The organism is Psychroserpens sp. S379A, assembly GCF_049800755.1.
Taxonomy (GTDB): Bacteria; Bacteroidota; Bacteroidia; order Flavobacteriales; family Flavobacteriaceae; genus Psychroserpens.
On sequence record NZ_JBNAFQ010000001.1, the window covers coordinates 186,233 to 202,738 of the forward strand.

A 16,506-nucleotide genomic window follows, 5' to 3' on the forward strand; every position below is an offset into this window, starting at 1 on the left:
GGTTATTATATGTTGAATTTATTTTTGATTAGGTTTTCTTTTAAATGTTCTATTGAAGCCGAAGCGTCTTTAACAAATTTTAGATAATCATTGTGAAAGGTTAAATCGAACTTTTCTTCATCATCTGTAATATGTTCATTAATGGCTTCTTTGTATGCTTTTATCTCTTTATGAAGCGTTGCAACTTCTTCCCATTCTTTAATCATTCCATTAATATGATGTAAAACAGAATCCTTATTAATGATGAAATATTTTTTTCTGTCACCTGTTTTAGTGAAATACTCTATTTTTTTTAAATCTTGTAAGTGGTTTAAATGCGTAGAAATTGTGCTTTTACTTGCTTGAAGTACCGTAACCATTTCTTCAAAAGTTGTTCCCCTTTTTCCTGTTAAAATCACGTAAGCCATGATACGCGCAGCAACTGGTGCAAGGTTTTCGCGATCTTCTAAATGCACACCTAGTTTTTCAACCAGTGCCATTTTTTTGCTACATATTTCTTTAGTCATAATGGTATTCTAAAAATTATGATACAAATATACAGTAAGTTCGGAACTAACCGAACTAAACGAAGTTAATGTTGTGTTAAGAAATTATAAGGTATTGTTAAGTGTGTATTTAAAGCTTATAATTTTTGTGATTATGCTAAGAAGTAGTTATTTAAAGATGTTGTTTTAAGCATTTAAGTAGATTAGCTTTTTAATTATTACAAGCAAAAAAAAGAAAAGCCACACTAATATTTTCATATTTGGCGGCTTTTCCTACTACTAATCAACCAACTTAACTTAAAACTATTTTTATCAATGCTTTCTAATAGTATCTATTTCAAAATTTCCATTACTACGTACGTACAAAATAGCTTCATCATCATCCTTTACCATTATGTTATGTAACGCATCTTTTTTTGCTCCAAAGTAGCTTCCTTTCTCTAAAAGGCTAATAAACTTGTTGCCATTAATTTGGTGTGCTAAAGTTCCTTTGATAACAACAGCTCTAAAATTTGAACTTAAATTTTTAATATAACCTTCAAACCCTTTAGGTAATTTTATTAGTGATGCACGCAATTTATTCTCATGATGTGTTCCCCATAAAAATGCAGTTTCTATTGCACTTTCATTTGTGAGCCATGAAATATCGGTAGCGTTAAGCCAAACTAAATTATTTTCATCTACATTTACAGGTCGTTCACCATTATCAAAAGCTTCGTTTGTAGGTTTTACTAAGTATGGACCTTCTTGAATTTCAATATAAGCTAAATTCTCTTCAGCATTTGCAGCTGTTATATGTGCTTCACCAGCTGGTTGTATCCAAAAAGATCCAGGAGGTAACCATTGTTTTTCAGCTTGGTCATCATCATTATGTAATAAACCTTTAATCACAACTCCACGATAAGTTACATTGTGAATATGTGGAGGTGAAGCGAAGCCTTTTTTAAACTTGACTAAAAACCCTGAAGCTAACGTGTCTGTTCGATCTCCCCAAAGTTTTCCTGCAGCTGGACTTTTATCGCCTCGTAAGGGATTGAGCCAACCCCATTCTACGTTATCTGCAGTAACAACTTCGTTTTTAGATTTTGCAGGATCTGTAGTTGGTGTTTGAGCATTTACAAAAACACTTGTTAGTAAAATTAATGCTGTTAAAATATGCTGCTTCATTAGGTAAAATTTAAATACTAATTATATTTCAGTAAAAATTTCGCTTTCTGGTAATCGAGATTTTGGTGTTTTATCTGTAGAGTTAAAGTCAGATTCTGCTCTATAGCCTATAGAAACGGCAACTAAGGCTGTAAACCCTTTTTCTCTGAACCCGAATTCTTCATCTAAAGCCTTTACATCAATACCTTCCATTGGTGTGGCATCAATACCTAAACTTGCTACACCTAACAAAAAGCTTCCTATATTAAGATATACTTGCTTTTCCATCCAATGATTTAAATCTTTTAAATCGTATTTATGAATATCTGCAAACGTTTTAACAGCACCTATATAGCCATTTTTTATGTCTTCATTAGGAAATCGTCCGTTGTTATCATCTACATCTGCAATATGTTTGTAATAATCTTCATCTGCATCTGTTTTAGCGCAAAAAAGAACAACAGCTGAGGCATTAGTTACTTTAGGTTCGTTAAAATGAAAAAAGCCTTGTGTACCTTTTGCTATACGTGCTTTACCTTCTTTAGTTTCAGCAATGATAAAATGCCAAGGTTGTAAATTAACACTTGAAGCACTCATTCTTAAGAGACTTTTAACTTGATCCATATCTTCTTTAGATATTTTTTTTGTTGGATCAAATTCTTTGGTTGTGTATCTCCAGTTTAAGGTGTCTTTTAAATTCATTTGTATGTTTTTCTTAAGTTGATTATTAATATTACTATCAAAAGTATAGTGACAAAAGTATTGGTAGTTTATGTTTTGCGCAATAACGGTTAAAAATGATAGTATACTTTTGCTTTTTATAAATCGTAAAAATCCTTGTTATATCAAGGGGTTTCACGTTATGTTAAATTTACTATAAAAAGTATAGTTGTTTTATTAATGATAGTATAATAGTTTTGCGTAAATATTTTATGAATCATGGAAATTGAGTATAAAAAACGACTAATCAAGTACAACGATAAAGAGTTTTCTTGTTCAACGAGTATAGCTATGGAATTGATAGGAGGTAAATGGAAAAGTGTGATCCTTATTTACCTATTAAATGGAAAGAAACGTTATAACGAATTATACAAACTGATTTCTACTATTACCGAACGTACTTTAAGTCTTCAATTAAAACAGCTTGAGAAAGATGGCTTAATTGCTAGAAAGGTGTATACAAAAAAACCGCCTTTAAAGGTTGAGTATGAGTTAACCCCTTTTGGAGAAACTGTAAGACCTGTGTTATTGACTATTGCTGCTTGGGGAACAACAGTTGCAGAAGAACGTGGTGAGATTGTAGAATGATTGTATTAATTTTAATACTACATTTGAATAATTAAGTAGAGTTAAAAAATATTAATGACAGTTTTAAGAAAAATAAATTTAATAATCAGCAAGTTAAATATTTTTGACTTGCTTTTTTTTACGCTGTTAATTAGCTCTGTGGTTATTAGCATGGTAACCGAAATGAAAAATTTGATTTTTACAATACCACCAGCCACATTATGTATCATAGGTAAGTATATTCAGATAAAAAGAAGGAAAATCAACATTCTATTCACTCTAGCTTTATTAAGCATCTTTGTTTCTGAGATTTTAGTGTTTTCAGATTTTAAAACTTATTTGCTTTGGATTACCATATTAAATATCATCTTCTTATTATTGACTTCTTTGGTTTTGAAGAACTATTTGAGGTTTGGCAAAATTAGATCATCAATTAATTTTTCAGTTTTTTTAAGTACAGCATTAGTTGTTTATTTGCTTTTTTCGGTATTTCATCTTATTCTAGAAAAAGTGTATGGCATTCAAGTATATTTCACCATCTTATGTGAGTTCAGTATTTTATTGTTTTTATTTCAAGTCGGAAAAATTTACTTAAGTAATTATTACAAAACAGGGACTATGTTACTAGCTTCTGGTCTCTTTTGTTTATTTCAAATTTTGTTAAGTATTATTAATGAATTTCTCTATTACAACACCACTTTTACAACACTAATAATTACATGTCACTCATTAGCATTATACTTACTTTCAAGATTTTTATTAAAAACAAATAGTTTGAATAAAGAAGATATTAGAGAAAAATATATTTAAGCTTGTAAGAAAAATTTGGTTGTGCCTTTATATGGTCACAATTCTACAAGTTTCAAATTCAATGTCCTTAAAACTGTCTTGAGTCCATTGGCTTAAACTTTTAAGAATTGGCAGTAAAGCTTCACCTTTTTCAGATAAAGAATATTCTACTCGTGGTGGTATTTCGGCATACTTTTTTCTAATGATGATGCCATCTTCTTCAAGCTCTCTTAATTGTTGGGTCAATACTTTTTTTGATATCGTAGGCGTAAACACTAACAGCTTACCAAAGCGCAAACTGCCATTTGCTAATAAGTAAATTAAAATCGGTTTCCACTTATTTCCAATGACGTTCATAGCGTGAACTAAAGAACATACATTTGGGTTATCAATTACCTTTCTTCCCATTAGTTACCATTTTGTAACCACTAATTTTGTGGTTTGTTTATTTATAGTTTCAAAAATAAACTATTATTAGTTTCTTTGCAATACTAATTTAATAAAAAATAAAAATGAAAAACATTTTAATCATTAATGGTCATCAATATTATCCCTTTGCAGAAGGAAAATTAAACCAATCTTTTGTTGAAAAGCTATCAGCTCAATTAAAAGAAGCTAATTTAAACATAAAGACTACCGTAACTCAAAATGACTATAATGTAGATGAGGAAGTAGAAAAATTCCTTTGGGCAGATGTGGTGTTTTTACAAACGCCTTTAAATTGGATGGGCATTACATGGTCGTTCAAAAAATATATGGATGATGTATTTACTGCAGGTATGATGGGAAAACTATCGCAAGGTGATGGTCGTACTTCTGAAGCGCCAAAAAAGAATTATGGTTTAGGTGGTTTGTTAAACGGAAAATACATGATGTCTGTAACTGCAAATGCGCCTAAAGAAGCCTTTAATAATCCTGACGAAGCTTTTTTTGCTGGTAAAAGTGAAGACGACTTGTTATTGCCAATGCACCTTAACTTTAAATGGTTTGGTTTAGAACCTTTACAAACATTTTTTGCTTACGATGTGATGAAAAATCCAGATATTGAAAATGACTTTGCAAGATTTGAAAAACATATTAATGAAGAACTAATTCAAAAACTATAATCTTATGACGCTACAAGACAGTTTAGACCGATTAAAAGCAAAAATAGAAGGCAGTATGCCACCAGAAGTGGTAAAAATAATGCATGATGCTACCAAGACTTTAGAAGATTCTGGTATTGAAAACCACATTTTAAAAGCCGGAGATGCAGCAGCAGAATTTGAGTTACAAAATCAAAACGGTGAACTTGTGTCGTCTAAAACTTTATTAAAAAACGGGCCATTAGTAATTACCTTTTATAGAGGTGTTTGGTGTCCTTATTGTAATACCGATTTAGGCAACCTAAAACGCTACACAGAGCAATTAAACGAGCTTAATGCTAGTATGCTTAGTATTTCGCCACAGACACCAAAATTTAACAAACAAATTATAGAACAACAACGCCTAAATTTTGATTTATTAAGCGATACCGAAAATACTGTTGCTAGCAAATTTGGACTACGTTGGGAAATGGTAGATCCGTTAAAATCGCTTTACAGAGATAGCTTTGGCATAAAATTACCAGACTTTAATGGTGACGAATCTTGGACCTTACCTGTACCTGCTCGTTTTATAATTGGTACTGATGGTATTATTAAATATGCCGAATTTTCAGTAGATTACACAAAAAGACCAAATCCAGATGTTTTGGTAGAAACGTTAAAGGCTATCTAATCATTTTATATGTACACAAAAAGAAATTATTCCGTAAGATTAATGGTGTATTGGACACGTAGAAGCATCTACAAGTTCATAGCTATTGCTGCTATTCCAACCATACTATACGTGGTATTCGATTGGAAATTTATTCATTTACCTTGGCTGCCAATAGCATTAGTTGGTAGTGCATTGGCATTTATTATTAGTTTTAAAAATAATGCATCTTACGGAAGGTTGTGGGAAGCCAGACAAGTTTGGGGTGGCATTGTTAACACCTCGCGCTCGTTAACCCTAATGTTTAATGATTTTATAACTAATGAGCACAGCCCAAAGCAACACTCTGAAAAAGCGCTTTTTGATATTAGAAAAGAACTTGTATTGCGTCACGTGGCTTGGATGACCGCTTTGCGCCATGCCTTACGTGCACCTAAACCTTGGGAAATGTCTCATGTAACTTCTTCAGATATTGAGTATATGAGTGATGTTGAAATTAAAGAGCGCAAATATACCTTAAGCGAAGAGTTAGACGGTTATCTCTCTGAAGAAGAAAAACATTACGTTTTAAGCAAAACCAACAAGCAAGCTGCATGCCTAAAATTACAGTCTAATCATATAAAACGATTAAAAGAAGAAGGATTAATTTGGGAATTTTCGTTTTTAGAAATTGAAAATCAAATTGTAGAATTATTTACGCTTCAAGGAAAATTAGAACGTATTAAAAACTTCCCATATCCTAGACAATTTGCTACTTTAAACCTGTTTTTTGTTTGGATTTTTATTCTTTGTTTACCATTAGGTTTAATTAATGTTTTTGATGAAATTGGATTAGAAATCATGAAAGACACTACCAACGGATCGTTAATGAATATGGTTGGTAAAGCATTTGTTTGGTTAGCCATACCATTTAGTGTTATTGTCTCTTGGATTTTTCATACCATGGAACGTATTGGTGAAGTTTCTGAAAATCCGTTTGAAGGCATTGCCAACGATGTACCAATTACAACTATGGCTAGAGGAATTGAAATTGATATGCGCCAAATGATTAATGATGACCCAACCTTAATACCAGAACCTATCCCTGAACAAAAACACATTCAAATGTAATTTTAATAATTTATTATCTTTAAATAGTTTACGTTGTTCCTTATGAATTACACCGAAAAAACCTATTATTTCGATTACGACAGTCCTGTCATTAAAGACATTATAAAAGACGTCGAGCATTTAAGCTCTCAACAAGATATTATAGAACAATTGTATCTAAAAGTTAGAGATGGTTGGCGGTATCTACCTTTTAATATTGGTTTAACGAAAGCACATTTTAAAGCCAGTAATATTGCAAAAAAACCAGATGGACATTGCATTGATAAAGCCATTTTATACATTGCTTGTTTACGCGCCTTTAATATTCCTGCAAGATTACATTTAGCTAAAGTATCTAACCATATTGCTACTGAGCGCTTAGAAAAAGTGATTGGCACTAACGAGCTGGCACCTCATGGTTTGGTAGATGTATTTTATAATGGCAAATGGGTTAAATGTTCACCTGCGTTTAATAAAGAATTGTGTGCTATTTACAATGTAGATGTTTTAGATTTTAATGGTACCGAAGATGCAGTGTTGCAAGAATACAATAAAGACGACCATAAATTTATGACCTACATTGAAGATTATGGTCATTTTGAAGATGTGCCATTAGATTTTATAAGGGACACATTTAAATCAAATTATCCTAGTCTTTATGAGAAATTTAAAGGCGAAGATCATATCACTATATAATTACACACTTAAAAACGCTTTTAAGACCTTAGAGGTGTTGTCTTTTTTCCATACCGCTACAATGTTGCGTTTAAACTCGTGACCTGCAAGTGGTATGTATACTACCGCATCAGAATGCGATTTCGGTTTTGCCATTAAGGATACACCTAAATTTGAAGCCACTAATGAGGTAAGCATATCGCTATGATTGGCTTTAAAAACAACATTTAAATTAACCTGGTTTTTATCAAAAGCATTAGAGACTTCTTTGTTTAGTACACAGTTACCATGCTCTATAAACGGAATATTGTCTAATTCATCTAATCGCAGTTGCTTTTTAGTGTGCAACTCGTGAGTTTTAGATAGCATAACATCAAGCTTTTCTTCATATACAAAACGTTTAGAGCATAAGGTCTCATCAATAGGCGCATCTTGTATAAAAATAATATCTAATTCTTCCTTTTTTAAACGGTCAAAAAGCGGACTTTGCTGGTCTTCAAATAATTCAAAATGATAGGATTGATAAAGTTCCTTAAACTTCTTGAGTACAGGTACAACAGCATCTGTATGATGTATGGTATCTAACAATCCTACCTTTAAAGGTTTAGTCCCTTTATCTTTAAACGATACCTCAATAGCATTCCAAAGGCGTAACAATTCTTTGGCTTTTGGTAATAAGTCTTCACCTTCTTTGGTAAGTGCAACATTACGCTTGTCTCTGTAAAACAGTTTGCAGTCTAATTCTTGTTCTAATTTTTTTATACCCGAAGAAAAGGTGGACTGTACTACAAAGTTTTTCTCTGCCGCTTTTGTAAAATTCTTGTCTTCAGCAAGGGTAATAAAATAACGTATAAATTGAAGATTCACTATATTATTTTTTTTCAAAATTAATAATAAATCTATAAAATCGATATATGTAATCTAAAAAATCTGTTTTGAAGATACATGTTAGTGCTGTTACTTTGTAATATAATTGAAAAAGAGAGCATTTTTTATTATCAATTAATTTCGAGTTAAATCTTAACATTATGAATACACAACAAAAAGCAATTCCTAAAACACAGGCACCAGATTTAAACGTTAGCCTGCTAAATGGTGAGCAATGGTCTTTAAAAAACCAAAAACCAGAGTTTTTTACAATGGTGGTATTTTACAGAGGGTTACATTGTCCTTTATGTAAAAAATACTTAGAAAAATTAAATGAGATTGTTTCAGATCTTAATACTAAAGGCGTAGATATTATTGCTGTTAGTATGGATCCTGAAGTGCGCGCAAGAAAAAGTAAAATGGATTGGAACATAGATAATGTTACACTAGGTTATGGTTTAGATGCACAATCTGCTGCAAAATGGGGTTTATATTTAAGTGAGTCTATTTCTGCTTCAGAAACACCTTTGTTTAGTGAGCCAGGACTTTTTTTAGTAAAACCAGATAACGAAATATACTATGCCAATATTAGCTCTAATCCTTGGGGTAGACCATTTTTACAAAGCTTCGTGCCTTTAATGGATTTTTTAAAAAATAGCGGTTATCCAGCAAGAGGCGAAGTCAAATAACACAAATAATTATGACAAATAATAAATTTAATGTAGTGACATATGAGCCTGGTTTTCATGCGCCAGCATTACCTACATGGACAGATAATTTAACAAAAGAAGATGTATTTACTAAAAGTTTTGACACTTCTAAGGTAAAACGTGTAGAAGTACCAGAAGTTCCTGGCGCATTTCAGCTACTTAACGTTTTAACAGATGAGGAAACTCAAAAACTGATTGATGTATCTGAGAATTTAGGTTATGATGAAGATTCACCAGTATCATTACCTCACGAAGTCCGTCACAACGAAAACTTCAATTGGGTAGTAAGTGAAGTTATAGATAAAACCATCTGGGAGCGTTCTCAACATTTAGTTACCGAAGAATGGCAAGGACAAACTGCAAAAGGGATTAATGCCAGATTTCGTTTTTACAAATATAAAGAGGGCGATTTCTTTAAACCTCACACGGACGGTGCTTGGCCTGGTAGCAGAGTAATTGACGACAAATTAATCACAAATGCTTATCCTGGTCTTTACAGTCAATACACATTCTTAATCCTATTAAGTGATGATTTTGAAGGTGGTGCAACACAATTTATGGTTAGTAAATCTAACCCTTCTGCACCTGCAAAAACCGAAAGCGATATTCAGCTTGTAAATGTAAGAACACCAAAAGGTAGTGTATTGTGTTTTCCGCATGGCACACATCCATTACACTGTTTGCATTCTAGTGAAGCAATTACAAGAGGTACTAAATACATTATAAGAACAGATATTTTATTTGGTTAGTATGGAAATGATTCAATCTTACAATCCGGCAACAGGACAATTAGAAGGAGAGGTACCTGTAACACCAATAGCACAAATTAAAACTATAGTTAGCAATGCGCATAACGCGCAAAAGCATTGGAAAAATTTATCTGTAGATGAACGCATATCCTATTTAGAAAAAGCAACAAACCATGCTGCACCACATGCCGAAGTACTTGCAGAGTTGTTAAGTAAAGAAATGGGAAAAGATTTTCGTCGATCCTCTGGCGAGGTTAACGGTGTTGTTAGTAGCACATCATACACCGCTTTAGAGGTGAAAAAAGCCATTCAGCCAGTTAAAAATGCTGGTAGCACAGTGTATTATGCACCATTAGGTGTGGTTGGTGTTATTTCACCGTGGAATTATCCACTTGCCATGTTTAATAATTTAATGATTCCTGCATTAGTGGCAGGAAATACTGTGGTTTTAAAACCTTCTGAAGAAACGCCACTTATTGCGCAACGTTATATAGAATTACTAAATGAAGTACTTCCGGAAAATGTATTGCAAATCATTCATGGTCGTAAAGAAGTAGGACAAGCATTGGTCGAGGCTGATGTACAAATGATAGCGTTTACCGGTTCTCAAGCTGCCGGAAAAGATATTATGAGACGTGCTGCTTCTGAAGTAAAACGTCTGGTTATGGAATTAGGTGGTAACGATCCAATGATTGTGTTGCCAGATGCCAATGTTAATCATGCTGCAAGGTATGCGGTAGCTGCTAGCTTAGAAAATTCCGGACAAATGTGTACTGCAGTAGAGCGTATTTATGTACACGACAGTATTAAAGCAAAATTTGAACAGGAGGTCGTAAATTTTGCCTCACAATATCAAATTGGTACATGGAATGACCCTAATACAAATGTGTTTCCTATAATTAATAAAAAGCAACGTACTAATATTATTGCGCATATTCAAGATGCGATAAACCAAGGCGCTAAAGTTCTTTTAGGAGGTACAGAACATCCTGAACATTTTATTAAACCTACCGTATTAACAGATGTCCCACAAACCGCCATCATGGAAACAGAAGAAACTTTTGGTCCTGTAGTAAGTATTTCAGGGTTTACTGATATAAATAAAGTTATTGCACGTGCCAATAACAGTGTTTATGGCTTAGGTGCTTCGGTATATGGTAAATCTAATGTAGAAGCTGTGGCGTTACAATTAGAGGCTGGCATGATTGGTATTAACAAGCCAGCAGGAGCTAGTCCTTGGGTTGGCGCTAAGCAAAGCGGTTTTGGTTTTCATGGGTCTATAGATGGACATCGCCAATTTACGCAGCTGAAAGTTGTAAATTAAAATCTTAAAATTTCAACATATTTTTTTATAAAATAACTGTAACTTGTCATTTTAGTGTTAAAAGAAATATGTCGAAATCGTTTACTAAAATACAAGCCTTTTTTAAAACCGAATACCCTTTAAACCAAAACGGATTAAACGAACTATTCGGTTTATTTAAAGTTGAAAAAATAGCAAAAGGGGAGAGGCTTCTTGTAGCAAATACCACCGAAAATTATTTAAGGTTTCTCAATTCTGGTGTAGTACGAGAGTATTATGCTACACCAGACAAAGAGACCAACATTAATTTTTATGCCGAACCTCAATTTATTACAGATTTAAGTTCGTTTATCAATGATACGGCAACTAACAAAAACCAAGAATGCATAACAGAAGTAGAACTATTAGCTGTTGAAAAAAATGCCTTTAGAGAGTTGTTAGATAAGTACGAATGTGGAAAATCGTTTATAGAAATTTCGTTTCAGCGATTATTGAAACAAAAAGAACTTTTTGAATATAATCGTATTACCAAAACACCAGACGAACTATATAAAGAACTTATTATTTACAGACCCAACTGGCTAGACAATATTCCACAATACCACATTGCGTCTTACCTAAATGTTACACCAGAAACCCTAAGTCGCATTCGAAAACGTATTTCTTGATTTGAATCAATGCTTAAGTGTAACACGTTTATAACCTTTGCAAAAACATGTAAGCATTATGAAAATTCATCACTTTAGAAATGCCACAATGGTTATTGAAGCCAATAATCATTTTATTTTAATAGATCCTATGTTAGGTCCAAAAGGATCTTTGCCACCATTTACATTTTTTAGGTTTAAACCTGTTAAAAATCCTATCGTAGAATTACCAGAAATTAGCAAAACCTTTTTAGATAAAATTACGCATTGTGTTATAACACACAACCATCCAGATCATATTGATAAACCTGCAGAAGATTTCTTAAAAGCGAAGAATATCCCTGTGTTTTGTAGTGTAAAAGATGAAAAAACATTTACTAAGAAAGGTTTAAACATTGTAAAAACTATAGAATATTGGACTAAATCTGAGTTTTTAGGTGGTAGCTTAGAAGGAATTCCGGCACAACATGGTTATGGTTTTGTAGCCAAACCAGCAGGTAACGTTATGGGATTTTTTATACAATTACCTCATCAGCCATCAATTTATTTAAGTAGTGATACTATTTATACAGATGCAGTAGATAAAGTATTTAGAGACTATAAACCAGAGATTAGTGTTGTTGCAGCAGGATCGGCACAGTTTGATATTTTTAAACCTTTATTAATGACTATGGATGATATTTTAAAGTTTGCTAAAAACGCACCAGGTAAAGTCATCGCCAACCATATGGAAGCTGTTAACCACTGTCCAACAAAGCGAAGTACCTTAAAAACTAAGATTACAGAATTAGGGCTTTTAGAAAAAGTGTTTATTCCTGAAGATGGCGAAACGCTTACTTTCTAAACTGTGTTGGTGTTACACCTGTTTGTTTTTTAAACAATCTTGAAAAATAGGTAGGATAATCAAAGCCTAAATCGTAACCAATTTCGGCAATGGTTTTGTCTGAGTTTTGAAGTCTTAATTTAGCTTCGTTTATGATTTTATCTTGAATAATTTCTGAAGCTGTTTTACCTGTATGATGTTTAATTAAATCGCCAAAATAATTGTTAGAAAGGTTTAGTTTTTCAGCAAAATAATTTACCGAAGGCATGGTGTTTTTTACATCTGTATAATAACTAGATAATGCTTTTTTAAATTCTACAACAACCTTGTTGTAAAGTGGTTGGCGTGTTTCAAATTGACGTTTGTAGCATTTGCCAATATAGGTAAAAATTAAATTACTGTAAGCCATTAGTAAGTCTAGCTCGTAATGATCTTTTTTATATTCTATTATAATTTGCTCGTAAAGGGTTTCAATATGTTGTTGCTCGTCGTTGGTTAAAAATAGCGCTTCTTTAATTTCATATTGAAAAAAGTTGAAATCCATATTATATTCTTGCAACAAAACAGGCGATACTATAATATGGTAGCCTTCCCAAGGTTTGTCGGTGTCCCAGCTGTAAATTTGGTTGGGTTTTATCATGTATAAAAAACCAGAATCATCGTCGTATTCGGTATTACCAAACCAATGCAAATCGGTCATATGTCGCTTATAAGCCATTAAATAAAAATCGCTATGCATACCATCGCATTTTAAACGCAGATTTTTATGTTCTTCATGCTTTACAACGTCTATAAGATCTTTTTTAGGCGAAGCGTATCCCATAAATGAATTAAAATCTTGAATTGTTTTAAAGTGATGCATAGTATGATGAATATAAAATAGAGGCTGCAAAATTACGACTCATTTTACAGCCTCTAGTTAAAGAAGTTTTAAATTACAATAAAATATTGAAGATTAAAAATCTTGTGCTGTAGGACGAATAACGATTTCGTTAACATCTACATCTGCAGGCTGCTCTATAGCAAACGCAATGGTTCTGGCAATAGAATCTGAAGGGATTGCAAGATTGTTATAAAAATCATCGATAGATTCAAAACTTTCTTTGTGAGAACTACCGTGTTTTAATTCAGAATCTATAGCACCAGGCTCAATAGACGTGGTTCTTATTTTTCCACCAACTTCGTGACGTAAACCTTCTGAAATGGCACGTACAGCAAATTTTGTTCCGCTATATACGGTTCCGCCTGGGCTAAATACTTTTACACCAGCTACAGACGATAAGTTAATAAAGTGTCCTGATTCTTGTTTTTGAAACTCTGGTAATGCTGCAGCAACACCATATAGTACACCTTTAATATTAATATCGATCATTCGGTCCCATTCGTCCACTTTTGTTTCGCTCATTGGTGCAATAGACATTAAACCAGCGTTGTTTACCATAACGTCAATTTTACCGAAGTCATTCACTGCCTTATCTACTAAAGCTTTAACGTCTTCTTTTTTAGTAACGTCTGTAGCTATGTAAGCAGCTTTTCCGTTGCCTTCTGCATTAATTTCGTTAGATATTTTTTCTAAATGCGCTTCACGACGTGCACCTAAAACTACGTTAGCACCTTTACTAGCTAAGTGTCGTGCTGTTGCTTCACCTAATCCGCTACTTGCACCTGTAATGACTACTACTTTTCCTTTAATATTGTTTTCTAAATTCATTTTTATTTGTGTTTAAGATTTATTATTTATTTTGTTGTTAAGTTCCATAAATTATCCTGATAGTCTTTAACCTCTTTTTCAAATTCTGCAGGACAAACATTTCTAAATTTGTGAGTGTCTTTAGGTATAATGTCTACCATTGCATCTGCCATTATTTTTGGGTCTAATTGAAAATCAGGGTCGGCAAACATACCTTGCATGTCTCTTATTCCTTTTTCTGGTGTGAAATTTTTATCGGTTTCAAACCATTGGTCTACCGTATCAAACATACGATCGTTAAATCCGGTATTAAAAGGGCCTGGGTTTATAAGTGCTACTTGCACACCCAAAGGTGCAAGCTCTTGATGCATGAGTTGAAAAATAGCTTCAATTGCATGCTTAGATGCACTGTAAGGCGCTAAAAACGGATAAGTTTGTAAGCCTGCTGTAGACGAAGTTACCATTATTTTACCAAATCCTCTTTTTGAAAAGACTTTTGCAAATTTTTGAGCTAGTTCTACAGTTCTAAATACATTAATTTCAAAAACCCATTTGTAGCGTTCTATTGGGATTTCTGCAGCAGGACCAGTTTCGCCAGTTGCGGCATTAAGCACAACGGTATCTACCTTTTCTGCATATTTCCTAATAATGGTATCATGATCTGCATCTTTGGTGTATTCTAATTTCTCAACGATTAGTTCTACACCAGCATTTTGTGCTTGCGTTTTTAAAAAAGTAACTTGAGGCCAGTCTTGAACTGTAGCAATTACTTTATGGCCGTTTTTTGCAAGCCCTAAAGCAGTTAACATTCCTATCCCTGAACCTGCGCCTGTAATTAAAATTGTTTTACTCATGTTGTAATGTATTATTAATGGTGTTTTGGTTTTATTGGCAACCAGATTCGCCAGTAGTTCTATTATATCTAGAGATTTGCATTTCGCTAATTAAATAAGGCTGAAGTTTTTTGCCTGCTTCTTTAAGATGAGGTGTTTCCCAATGTGCTGCTTCTGCTGCTACACTGTCCCAATGTTCTATAGTTGCAAACACACCTGTTTTGTTTTCAGCCTTAAAAAATTGATAATAAATGCATCCTTTTTCGTTTCGAGTTTGTGCTCTTAGTTCTTTTAAAATGTCTTCTACATTAGAAATTGCGTCTTCTGTACATGTCATTTCGCCAACAATAAAAACTTCTTTTTGCATCTTAAATTTTGGTTTTACTTAGTTTAATTTGTTGGTACAAAATTACATGAAGAAGGTACGGTAGGACTAAAACAAAAAAAGGAAAAGATGAAACAAATTACGGATTAAGACTATTTTAAGAGTTTTTAGTCTGTTTTGTTAACAATCTGAAGACTTAAATTCTTTATAAATAGAAATTCCGTTTAAGGATTTCAAATGTATAGAAATCCTTAAAACGGAATTATAGCTATTAATCTTTAAAAGTTTTTACTTCATATACTTATCAAAAAACGCAATCATTTTTTCTGGGTATAAACCAAAGTAATTGTAACCATCAAATCGTCTGTTGGTATTTTCAATCCAGAATAATTCTTTGTCTTCAGCGCTAATATTGTCAAAAATCTCTTGAGCGTCTGTTGGGTTATTAGTCCAGTCGTCATCTAATACTTGCGCCATAAAGTAAGGCATTTTTACAGCTTGGGCATAGTTTTGCGGACGCATTTCGGCATTGGTAAACCCGCCTAACTTTATTTGTTCTAAATCCATTAAATCCATATATGCATCTAATCCCATTAAACCTGCAAAAGAAGTCATTAAAGCCGTCATAGACACCGTTAATGGTCCAAAGAAACATTTTACATCTTCAAACAATTCTGGTCGTCTGTACATAGCTTCATAAGCTGCATTACCACCTGTACAACGGTTGTAAAGACCAACGGTCATTTTACTTAGTTTTGGATGTTTGTTTACATACTCTTGTGCGCCAACAACATCGCGCCATTCGTAACGTCCAATACCGCAAATACCACCATTGGCTGCACCACTGTTTCCGTGGTTTCTTAAATCGTAAGCCAAAATATTGTACCCAGCGTTAGATAAATGCTTCATATGTGCTACAAAGTCAATTTCAAGCGTATCTACACCAGAAAACGGCTCGCCTAAATGTCCTGTAAATCCAGAACGACTCATTGGCATTGGGTGATTGATAATAATTAATTTATCCGATTCTCCTTTAACCGAAGGAATATACCAGCCTTCTAACGGTGTACCATCGCTAGACGGAAAAAAGACATCTTCCCAATGTTCCATGCCATGATCTGCTGGTGTTTTGTGTACAGGTGTTCTAAACATTGGGCGCACCGCAAATTCGGCCAAATATTTTATGGTGCCATATTGTTCTTCTGTAATATTTTGCTGTTGTTCTAAAGCGCGATTATAGGCATCTTCGCCCATTCTTCCGTTTAAGGTATTGTTTAATGTGTAATCTAAAGTTTTTGTAAATGCCATTATAATATGTTTTAAATGAGACTAATACGGCAAATATCTTCAT

21 protein-coding genes are annotated in these 16,506 nt (G+C 33.2%); 11 read left to right on the forward strand and 10 right to left on the reverse strand.

Going from position 1 to position 16,506, the window contains the following annotated elements; genetic code table 11:
- Nucleotides 1–5: 5 nt before the first annotated feature.
- From ACP15M_RS00740 to nfsB, 3 genes are all read right to left on the reverse strand, one after another.
- Entirely contained in the window at nt 6–506 is a 501-nt protein-coding gene (locus ACP15M_RS00740; RefSeq protein WP_425075247.1) for a GbsR/MarR family transcriptional regulator, read from the reverse strand.
- 291 nt (nt 507–797) lie between these two features.
- Entirely contained in the window at nt 798–1,652 is an 855-nt protein-coding gene (locus ACP15M_RS00745; protein ID WP_425075248.1) for a DUF4437 domain-containing protein, read from the reverse strand.
- A 21-nt stretch (nt 1,653–1,673) separates the two neighbouring features.
- The gene (nfsB, locus tag ACP15M_RS00750; protein ID WP_425075249.1) at nt 1,674–2,333 is read right to left on the reverse strand and encodes an oxygen-insensitive NAD(P)H nitroreductase; all 660 of its coding nucleotides are present in this window, start codon (nt 2,331–2,333) and stop codon (nt 1,674–1,676) included.
- Between the two features lie 237 nt (nt 2,334–2,570).
- Between nfsB and ACP15M_RS00755 the strand changes: the two genes are divergently transcribed.
- Nucleotides 2,571–2,939, forward strand: coding sequence for a winged helix-turn-helix transcriptional regulator (locus tag ACP15M_RS00755; protein ID WP_425075250.1), 369 nt, complete (start codon nt 2,571–2,573; stop codon nt 2,937–2,939).
- A 54-nt stretch (nt 2,940–2,993) separates the two neighbouring features.
- Nucleotides 2,994–3,728, forward strand: a complete 735-nt coding sequence (locus ACP15M_RS00760) for a hypothetical protein (protein WP_425075251.1) — start codon at nt 2,994–2,996, stop codon at nt 3,726–3,728.
- Nucleotides 3,729–3,755: 27 nt separating this feature from the next.
- Here ACP15M_RS00760 and ACP15M_RS00765 read toward each other — a convergent pair whose 3' ends face one another.
- Nucleotides 3,756–4,115: a winged helix-turn-helix transcriptional regulator gene (locus ACP15M_RS00765; RefSeq protein WP_425075252.1), complete on the reverse strand. Its 360-nt coding sequence runs from the start codon at nt 4,113–4,115 to the stop codon at nt 3,756–3,758.
- 104 nt (nt 4,116–4,219) lie between these two features.
- Between ACP15M_RS00765 and ACP15M_RS00770 the strand changes: the two genes are divergently transcribed.
- From ACP15M_RS00770 to ACP15M_RS00785, 4 genes are read left to right on the forward strand one after another with little or no spacing between them, the layout of a single operon-like run.
- Entirely contained in the window at nt 4,220–4,813 is a 594-nt protein-coding gene (locus ACP15M_RS00770; RefSeq protein WP_425075253.1) for an NAD(P)H-dependent oxidoreductase, read from the forward strand.
- A gap of 4 nt (nt 4,814–4,817) precedes the next feature.
- On the forward strand, nt 4,818–5,465 hold the full coding sequence (locus ACP15M_RS00775; RefSeq protein WP_425075254.1) for a peroxiredoxin-like family protein: 648 nt from the start codon (nt 4,818–4,820) through the stop codon (nt 5,463–5,465).
- Nucleotides 5,466–5,474: 9 nt separating this feature from the next.
- Nucleotides 5,475–6,554, forward strand: coding sequence for a bestrophin family protein (locus ACP15M_RS00780; protein WP_425075255.1), 1,080 nt, complete (start codon nt 5,475–5,477; stop codon nt 6,552–6,554).
- A gap of 42 nt (nt 6,555–6,596) precedes the next feature.
- Nucleotides 6,597–7,229 (forward strand): transglutaminase-like domain-containing protein, encoded by a 633-nt coding sequence (locus ACP15M_RS00785; RefSeq protein ID WP_425075256.1) that lies wholly within the window; start codon nt 6,597–6,599, stop codon nt 7,227–7,229.
- On the opposite strand, the gene ACP15M_RS00790 is transcribed toward ACP15M_RS00785, so the two are convergent.
- Entirely contained in the window at nt 7,230–8,075 is an 846-nt protein-coding gene (locus tag ACP15M_RS00790) for a LysR family transcriptional regulator (protein WP_425075257.1), read from the reverse strand.
- Between the two features lie 161 nt (nt 8,076–8,236).
- Here ACP15M_RS00790 and ACP15M_RS00795 point away from each other — a divergent pair, with 161 nt between their 5' ends.
- From ACP15M_RS00795 to ACP15M_RS00815, 5 genes are all read left to right on the forward strand, one after another.
- Nucleotides 8,237–8,764, forward strand: coding sequence for a peroxiredoxin-like family protein (locus tag ACP15M_RS00795; protein WP_425075258.1), 528 nt, complete (start codon nt 8,237–8,239; stop codon nt 8,762–8,764).
- An 11-nt stretch (nt 8,765–8,775) separates the two neighbouring features.
- Complete coding sequence (locus ACP15M_RS00800) at nt 8,776–9,534, forward strand: hypothetical protein (protein WP_425075259.1); 759 nt, start codon at nt 8,776–8,778, stop codon at nt 9,532–9,534.
- Between the two features lies 1 nt (nt 9,535).
- Nucleotides 9,536–10,858 (forward strand): aldehyde dehydrogenase family protein, encoded by a 1,323-nt coding sequence (locus tag ACP15M_RS00805; protein WP_425075260.1) that lies wholly within the window; start codon nt 9,536–9,538, stop codon nt 10,856–10,858.
- Between the two features lie 68 nt (nt 10,859–10,926).
- Complete coding sequence (locus ACP15M_RS00810; RefSeq protein WP_425075261.1) at nt 10,927–11,505, forward strand: Crp/Fnr family transcriptional regulator; 579 nt, start codon at nt 10,927–10,929, stop codon at nt 11,503–11,505.
- A gap of 58 nt (nt 11,506–11,563) precedes the next feature.
- The gene (locus ACP15M_RS00815) at nt 11,564–12,328 is read left to right on the forward strand and encodes an MBL fold metallo-hydrolase (protein ID WP_425075262.1); all 765 of its coding nucleotides are present in this window, start codon (nt 11,564–11,566) and stop codon (nt 12,326–12,328) included.
- On the opposite strand, the gene ACP15M_RS00820 is transcribed toward ACP15M_RS00815, so the two are convergent.
- The 5 genes from ACP15M_RS00820 to ACP15M_RS00840 form a co-directional block, all read right to left on the reverse strand.
- Nucleotides 12,318–13,169 (reverse strand): helix-turn-helix domain-containing protein, encoded by an 852-nt coding sequence (locus ACP15M_RS00820; RefSeq protein WP_425075263.1) that lies wholly within the window; start codon nt 13,167–13,169, stop codon nt 12,318–12,320. The genes ACP15M_RS00815 and ACP15M_RS00820 overlap by 11 nt on opposite strands.
- Nucleotides 13,170–13,262: 93 nt before the next feature.
- The gene (locus ACP15M_RS00825) at nt 13,263–14,018 is read right to left on the reverse strand and encodes an SDR family oxidoreductase (RefSeq protein WP_425075264.1); all 756 of its coding nucleotides are present in this window, start codon (nt 14,016–14,018) and stop codon (nt 13,263–13,265) included.
- Nucleotides 14,019–14,044: 26 nt separating this feature from the next.
- On the reverse strand, nt 14,045–14,851 hold the full coding sequence (locus ACP15M_RS00830) for an SDR family oxidoreductase (RefSeq protein WP_425075265.1): 807 nt from the start codon (nt 14,849–14,851) through the stop codon (nt 14,045–14,047).
- 31 nt (nt 14,852–14,882) lie between these two features.
- On the reverse strand, nt 14,883–15,197 hold the full coding sequence (locus ACP15M_RS00835; RefSeq protein WP_425075266.1) for a putative quinol monooxygenase: 315 nt from the start codon (nt 15,195–15,197) through the stop codon (nt 14,883–14,885).
- A gap of 246 nt (nt 15,198–15,443) precedes the next feature.
- A complete protein-coding gene (locus tag ACP15M_RS00840) occupies nt 15,444–16,463 on the reverse strand; it encodes an alpha/beta hydrolase family protein (RefSeq protein WP_425075267.1) in 1,020 nt (339 codons plus the stop codon).
- Between the last annotated feature and the right edge of the window lie 43 nt (nt 16,464–16,506).

Coding starts and splice junctions, on each gene's coding strand:
- ACP15M_RS00740 (WP_425075247.1), bottom strand. CDS start 506: ATGACTAAAGAAATATGTAGCAAAAAAATGGCACTGGTTGAAAAACTA.
- ACP15M_RS00745 (WP_425075248.1), bottom strand. CDS start 1,652: ATGAAGCAGCATATTTTAACAGCATTAATTTTACTAACAAGTGTTTTT.
- nfsB (WP_425075249.1), bottom strand. CDS start 2,333: ATGAATTTAAAAGACACCTTAAACTGGAGATACACAACCAAAGAATTT.
- ACP15M_RS00755 (WP_425075250.1), top strand. CDS start 2,571: ATGGAAATTGAGTATAAAAAACGACTAATCAAGTACAACGATAAAGAG.
- ACP15M_RS00760 (WP_425075251.1), top strand. CDS start 2,994: ATGACAGTTTTAAGAAAAATAAATTTAATAATCAGCAAGTTAAATATT.
- ACP15M_RS00765 (WP_425075252.1), bottom strand. CDS start 4,115: ATGGGAAGAAAGGTAATTGATAACCCAAATGTATGTTCTTTAGTTCAC.
- ACP15M_RS00770 (WP_425075253.1), top strand. CDS start 4,220: ATGAAAAACATTTTAATCATTAATGGTCATCAATATTATCCCTTTGCA.
- ACP15M_RS00775 (WP_425075254.1), top strand. CDS start 4,818: ATGACGCTACAAGACAGTTTAGACCGATTAAAAGCAAAAATAGAAGGC.
- ACP15M_RS00780 (WP_425075255.1), top strand. CDS start 5,475: ATGTACACAAAAAGAAATTATTCCGTAAGATTAATGGTGTATTGGACA.
- ACP15M_RS00785 (WP_425075256.1), top strand. CDS start 6,597: ATGAATTACACCGAAAAAACCTATTATTTCGATTACGACAGTCCTGTC.
- ACP15M_RS00795 (WP_425075258.1), top strand. CDS start 8,237: ATGAATACACAACAAAAAGCAATTCCTAAAACACAGGCACCAGATTTA.
- ACP15M_RS00800 (WP_425075259.1), top strand. CDS start 8,776: ATGACAAATAATAAATTTAATGTAGTGACATATGAGCCTGGTTTTCAT.
- ACP15M_RS00805 (WP_425075260.1), top strand. CDS start 9,536: ATGGAAATGATTCAATCTTACAATCCGGCAACAGGACAATTAGAAGGA.
- ACP15M_RS00810 (WP_425075261.1), top strand. CDS start 10,927: ATGTCGAAATCGTTTACTAAAATACAAGCCTTTTTTAAAACCGAATAC.
- ACP15M_RS00815 (WP_425075262.1), top strand. CDS start 11,564: ATGAAAATTCATCACTTTAGAAATGCCACAATGGTTATTGAAGCCAAT.
- ACP15M_RS00820 (WP_425075263.1), bottom strand. CDS start 13,169: ATGCATCACTTTAAAACAATTCAAGATTTTAATTCATTTATGGGATAC.
- ACP15M_RS00825 (WP_425075264.1), bottom strand. CDS start 14,018: ATGAATTTAGAAAACAATATTAAAGGAAAAGTAGTAGTCATTACAGGT.
- ACP15M_RS00830 (WP_425075265.1), bottom strand. CDS start 14,851: ATGAGTAAAACAATTTTAATTACAGGCGCAGGTTCAGGGATAGGAATG.
- ACP15M_RS00835 (WP_425075266.1), bottom strand. CDS start 15,197: ATGCAAAAAGAAGTTTTTATTGTTGGCGAAATGACATGTACAGAAGAC.
- ACP15M_RS00840 (WP_425075267.1), bottom strand. CDS start 16,463: ATGGCATTTACAAAAACTTTAGATTACACATTAAACAATACCTTAAAC.